We start from the raw sequence: 6,843 nt of genomic DNA on the forward strand, positions 1-6,843 counted from the left end.
GAGATGGTGGTGTTGGGTTCCGTTCCTCCACCCAACCTACTTAAATAGGCTATATAACCTGCCACCATCATTCTTAAAAAAAGCGATCGCACCATTTCCCCACACTCTCTAAAACCCCGCTACCCATCAGCAGATTAGGCAATCCTAAAAAAACTCTAAAAATCCCGATTTTTTCCCTTGACAAATGCGGAAACTTGACTTATTATTAAATCATGGGAAACCGTGCCGACATATATAATGGTTTTTTGAGCCTATAGCTCTGGGTAGGTTGGGTGAAACCCAACAGCGGTGAGATGGTGGTGTTGGGTTCCGTTCCTCCACCCAACCTACTTAAATAGGCTATATAACCGGCCACCCTCATTGTTAAAAAAAGCGATCGCACTATTCCCTCACACTCTCTAAAACCCGCTACCCATCAGCAGATTAGGCAATCCTAAAAAAACTCTAAAAATCCCTATTTTTCCCCTTGACAAATCTGGGAGCTTGACTTATTATCAAAGAATGGAAATCCGTGCGGACATATATAATGACTTTGTCAAATAGTCAATGGGAGTGAGCTGCTAGTAAATGAAACCCCTATGAACTTAACTGGCGCAAAAACCAGAGTTATTCCCCTCCATAGTTCAGAGGGAGAAATCTTAGGAATTTGGGTGTAACCATGACGGTTAAAGTCTCTGGTTACGGGTTCATAAACTCCATACAGAAAGGACAAAACTCTGGGGTGATGTTGATATACTCTGCGATCGCCGGAGGTAAAAGATAGCCTGGCTCTTGTTTCTCAATGAGCGATCGCTCTTCTAGGAGGCTTAATGCTTTGGTAATCTGATCAGCAGTTGTTGATGATAGTATGTTTTGCCACAAAGCGATCGCCAGAGGTTGCTCACTCCTCGCCAGTGTGTATAAAATTTGTCTTTCCAGAGCCGATAGTCCCTCTAATTGGGGTTTTATTAATTGACAGATACCACCACAAATAATTTGATGGCTACTCCAAAAATCATTAACATTTTCTAAACATAATTCCTTAATCTTCGCCACAGCCATTTTAATAGCTAAGGGATTGCCTCGATAGTAATTAACCAGTTTATTCACTTCTGTATAACCTGATTGTAAGCCTTTTGCCTCAATCAGTTTGGCTCCTGCTTTTTCTGTAAGCCCCCCCAACTTGAAAATACGAACTGGCAGTAATTCTCCTTCTCAAGTGGTGATTTCATCCGGTTTCTCTCGACTGGTGACGATCGCACAACTTTGATGTTGAATTTCTCCTATATATTTGAGTAACTCACCATAGCCTTCATATCCAGATAGATACAACTTCAGACATTCTCGGCGAGGATCCAGAACAGTGTCCCAGTTGTCCAGTACCAACAGACATCGGCGTTGCTGGAGAACTTTGATCAGCATAGACAGCATCCTTGTTTCTGAAGGCTCAACAGTCACCGTTTGGGTGTAGTTGATTACTGACAGGATATCCGCCAATAGACTCAGAAGTGGGGGGCGATCGCGGAGACTACGCCAGATGACCACCTCAAACTCCTGCTGCACTTCTTGAGAAAACTTAACAGAAAGTGCTGTTTTACCCACCCCCCCAAAACCAACTATTCCCACCAAAGAACAGCGATCGCTCAAAACCCACCGTTTTAACCTTTCCAACTCCGCCTCCCGTCCCCAAAACTGAGAAACATTCGTCGCTTCCCCCCAGTCTTGCCAACAAGTTGGAAATTGGCGGGCTTCCTGCCACCGACAGTATTCCTCCTGTAACACTGTATGAAGATTGCGTTTTGTGACCGTCTTTCCCGTTGCTTTAGACAGCATTTTCCACAACTGAGCGCCAATCTGACGAATATAGTCGTGTTCGTATCCCAAACGAGTAGCAATTTCCCGGTAGGAGCGCTTTTCCCAAGACTCACAGAAAACCTGTTCTTGGATGTCGCTCAACTGGAAACCTGGCTTTAACATGGATAAGAGGCGATCGCGAATAATTTTAGCTTTTTTTAAGTTCATTGCTTAGATGCTCCCGCTGACTGGATATAATCGGTTATGACAACGCCAATTTTCATAAAACTTAACCGTTAAGATTTAATCATTTTTGTTGACACAACTTAATTTCAACAACTCACATTTTATCACAGTTATTGTGTTAGGCTATATCTATTAAAAGTGGTAAGGTGTTTTACCTATTTTTATGGCATTTACAGTTTCACTAGATATGAGAGGTAATTGTAATGGATTCTATCAGCGGCTTTCAAGTGGTATCTCCAGAACACGATCCTTACGATCCCAATACACTGCTCTCCTCCGGTCTTCCGACTCTTGATGTCTTTGATATTAACTATGACCTTTTCCCCGTCAGTTCATCGGAACCGAAAGTTGACCCCCTTGCCATTGAAGAACCAGGAGAATACGGTTTAATTGCTCCGAACACCCTAAACAACCTCAAATTGGGCTATGCCCAAGAGATCACATTTATTCTGGCTGCCAACGATCAGCCAGTAGACAGCAAAACTTCAACTACTAGCATCACCACAGATTTTATTACTGGCTTACCCGCAGATATTGAAGTTATAGAGAACTATCGCAATTTCTCAGCAGTCGCTCTCAGGATTGAATCCGTAGATCAACTAAACCACATCCTGAAAAACCCCGATATTCTTAATTTAGTCCCCTATGATTCAGGGGCCTCAACTGGATTAATGACTGCTGAATCCGACTCCCGTTCCCGTCCAGAAAATCCGCGATCAGAAAATACCAATGATTCCAGGAGTTCAGATTCTCAGACCAGTAACAACGATTCTCAGACCAGTAACAATGAGATTGTTATTGACTCCGAAATATTAAGTGCGATCGCTGATAAAATTTCCCTAACCGCCTTAGATGCTCTCATAGATGGAGAAGCACAGGAACTCCTGATTTCCTTTAATAGCAGGGATATCGAGCAAGCCGTTGAGGAGAAAATGGAGTTAGAGAATTGGTCTGTTGGTAGCGATGAAGTAATTAACTATCAAGCCAGCCTGTTCTCGGAACTGAAAGATGACATCTTATCCCCCTTCAGCCAAGATTTGGAAATCCTCGACGACTATGAAAATCTACCGATTACCTTTGCCAAATTTGATCAAGTAGATCCCCTAATCGAATTGCTGCAAAATCCCTATATTTTAGGGGTAGATGTTCCTCAAATTCATGAAAAAGCCTTAGCCGAAAGTTTGCCTTTAATTGGGCAACCCAGAGCGATCGAAGCAACAGGTTTTACTGGAAGTGGGACAACTGTAGCGGTACTGGATACAGGTGCTGATCCCAATGCTCCTGGACTGCAAGGACGAATTGTTTATGCTCGGGATTTTGCCCCCGATGATGGGCAAGATGATGATGATGGTCACGGAACCAATGTCAGTGCAATCGTGGCTGGAGTTGCCCCCGGCACTCAAATTGCTGCCCTAGATGTTTTTGATTGGGATTTATTAGCATATGACTCAGATATAATTGCAGCAATAAACTGGTCAATCCAAAATCGTAATACTTACAATATTGCTGCCATCAATATGAGTTTAGGTGGCAGCGCCAAATATACCAGCCCCCGCTCAGATAATGCAACTGGTCTCGGTCAAGCGATCGCCAATGCCAGGAACAACGGAATCCTACCAATCGTCTCCTCTGGAAATGATGGCTTTACGGATGGGATATCATCCCCTGCTGCTTTTGAAAGTGCCATTTCCGTCGGCTCAGTTTATGACTTCACTGGAACTTATGGATGGGACAGCGCCAGCCCCGATCGCGTTTCCAGTTTTTCCAATAGTAGCCCATTTTTAGATATTCTAGCCCCTGGTTCTGAGATTACTGCTGGAGGATTATCAAATTATAGTGGTACTTCCATGGCAGCCCCCCACGTGGCAGGAGCAATTGCCGTTCTCCGTGAAGCCTTCCCCAATGAAAGTTCAGAACAACTCCTACAGCGACTGATCAACAGCGGAGATCCAATTACCGACCACCGCAATAACATTACGAAAAATCGGATTAACCTCGCTTCTGCCCTGCAAGTCGAATCTTCCCGACCCGATAACGACAACTTTGGACAAGCCGCAGTTCTCTCAGGAACATCAATCACCGTAACAGGTAGTAACATCGGAGCGACTCAACAGTCGGGTGAACCCAACCATGCCGGAACAGGTGGCAGTTCCGTCTGGTGGACTTGGACAGCCCCTATTTCTGGAGAAGTCACCATCAACACATTTGGCAGTAACTTTGATACCGTCCTAGCTGCTTATACCGGTTCCTCAGTCTCCAACTTAAATACTATTGCCAGCAATGATGATAGTGGTGGTGGTCGGCAAAGCGAAATCATCTTTGATGCCATAGCAGGAACCAGCTATTACATTGCAGTTGATGGATATCAAGGAGCCACAGGAAATATCACCCTCGATCTCTCCCTGGCTACAGCAAGCCCCGCGAATGATAATCTCGCCAACAGTATTGCTTTAAGTGGGGCATCAGTCAGCACCACCGGGACCAATATTAATGCCACCCAACAGTCGGGTGAACCCAGCCACGCCGGAACAGGTGGCAGTTCCGTCTGGTGGAATTGGACAGCGCCTAGTTCTGGAACAGCCACCATCAACACCAACGGCAGTGATTTTGATACCGTTCTTGGGGTCTACACGGGTTCTTCCATCTCCGGTTTAACAGAAATTGCCAGTGACGATAATAGCGGCTTTGGACTACAAAGCCAAGTTACCTTTAATGCCGTAGGTGGAACCAACTACAAAATTGCCGTTGATGGATTTAACGGAGCCCAGGGCAATATTAACTTAGATTTAGTGTTCGCCACCAGTCAACTACCTAACGATGACTTCTCCAGCAGTGCTACTTTAAGTGGGACTTCCGTAAATATCACCAGTAGCAACGTCAACGCCACCAAAGAACCTGGCGAACCCAATCATGCCGGACTATATGGCGGTAGTTCAGTTTGGTGGAATTGGACTGCTCCTGATTCAGGATTAGTGACCATTGATACTTTTGGTAGCAACTTTGACACCATCCTAGCTGCATATACTGGTTCATCTTTGTCTAACTTAACCGAAATAGACAGCAATGATGATACCAATGGCCTACAAAGCCAAATTTCCTTTGTTGTCGAACCAGGAACTACTTATAAAATTGCCGTTGATGGATTTGGGGGAGCCTCTGGAGACATTAATTTATCTCTGTTGCTAGAAACCAGCCTGTTAAGCAATGATGATTTTGCTAACAGTACCTCCCTCGGTGGTTCCTACGCCAGCGTTACCAGTAGCAACATCGGTGCTACCAAACAGCCAGGAGAACCCAACCACGCTGGTAATTCTGGCGGTAGTTCCCTGTGGTGGAATTGGACTGCTCCCGGTTCAGGTAATGTGGCGATCAATACTGGAGGTAGTGATTTTGACACCACATTGGCAGCCTATACGGGTTCTTCTATTTCCAATTTGACCGAAGTAGCCAGCAATGATGATTCTTTGTGGTATGGACGGCAAAGCGAAATTATCTTTGACGTTATAGGGGGAACCAATTACAACATTGCTGTTGATGGATATAATGGCGCATCTGGTAACATTAACCTAGAACTGATTTACTCAGAAACTCAGGGTAATAATGTCGATCTGATTCCTGGTAACTTTACCCTGAATACCACCCAATCTAATCCCGGAGATTCGATTCAAGTTACCTATTCCATTATGAATACGGGTAGCGACGATGCTGACAGTTCTGAAGGTGGATTCTGGGTAGACTTTTACCTGTCCGATGATTCCAGTATCGATCCTGGCGAGGATTATTTACTCGGCTGGACTTGGGTTGATCCCATCCCCGGAAATAGCAGCACAGGGACTTTGACTAAACAAATTTCATTACCCAATACCAGTGATTCTTTCTGGAGTGGGGATGGGGAATATACGATTGGTTTGATTGTTGATCCTTTCGGCTTTGTAATCGAAACCAATGAGTCGAATAATACCGCTGTTCGTAATATTACGATCGGCACATCAACAGAACAACCCTACACCAGTGTCCCCATCACCATTAACGGCACCTATGAAGGAATTATCGGAGATTTTAACGGCGATGGAATCTCAGATGTCCTTTGGTATGTCCCTGGACCAGGACAGGATTATATCTGGTTCTTTGATGAGGATGGAAACTACGAAAGCCAGCCTTTTACCGTCAACGGCACCTACACCCCCATTCCTGGAGACTTCAACGGCTCGGGTATTAGCGATATCCTCTGGTATGCACCCGGACTCGCACCCGATTACATCTGGTATTTTAATGAAGATGGAGACTATGAAAGCCGTCCCTTCACCGTCAATGGCGTTTACACCCCCATTCCTGGAGACTTCAACGGCTCGGGTATTAGCGATATCCTCTGGTATGCACCCGGACTCGCACCCGATTACATCTGGTATTTTAATGAAGATGGAGACTATGAAAGCCGTCCCTTCACCGTCAATGGTGATTATATCCCTGTTCAAGGTGACTTCAACGGTTCAGGTATTACCGATATCCTCTGGTATGCACCCGGAACAGCACCCGACTACATCTGGTCTTTTAATGAAGATGGAACCTATGAAAGCCGTCCCTTCACCGTCAATGGTTATTATATCCCTGTTCAAGGTGACTTCAACGGTTCAGGTCTGACCGATATTCTGTGGTATCGTCCCGGTCCCGGTCAAGATTACATCTGGTCTTTTAATGAAGATGGAACCTATGACAGCCGTCCCTTCACGGTCAATGGTGATTATATCCCCCTTCAAGGTGACTTCAATGGTTCAGGTCTGACCGATATTCTGTGGTATCGTCCCGGTCCCGGTCAAGATTACA

Annotated in this window: 3 protein-coding genes; 1 reads left to right on the forward strand and 2 read right to left on the reverse strand. The window is 45.1% G+C overall.

The genetic code is table 11. From position 1 onward, the window contains the following. Positions 1-678: 678 nt before the first annotated feature. Together P5683_RS05470 and P5683_RS05475 are read right to left on the reverse strand one after the other, a co-directional pair. Positions 679-1,161, reverse strand: a complete 483-nt coding sequence (locus P5683_RS05470) for a hypothetical protein (RefSeq protein ID WP_052741590.1) — start codon at positions 1,159-1,161, stop codon at positions 679-681. Positions 1,162-1,194: 33 nt separating this feature from the next. Then, positions 1,195-2,001, reverse strand: a complete 807-nt coding sequence (locus P5683_RS05475; RefSeq protein WP_008057317.1) for an NB-ARC domain-containing protein — start codon at positions 1,999-2,001, stop codon at positions 1,195-1,197. A 221-nt stretch (positions 2,002-2,222) separates the two neighbouring features. On the opposite strand from P5683_RS05475, the gene P5683_RS05480 reads away from it, so the two are divergent. Then, the coding region (locus P5683_RS05480; RefSeq protein WP_315669423.1) for a S8 family serine peptidase at positions 2,223-6,843 on the forward strand (4,621 nt) is incomplete at its 3' end.

This window comes from Limnospira sp. PMC 1279.21, from assembly GCF_032349615.1.
In the GTDB taxonomy this organism is placed as follows: domain Bacteria; phylum Cyanobacteriota; class Cyanobacteriia; order Cyanobacteriales; family Microcoleaceae; genus Limnospira; species Limnospira fusiformis.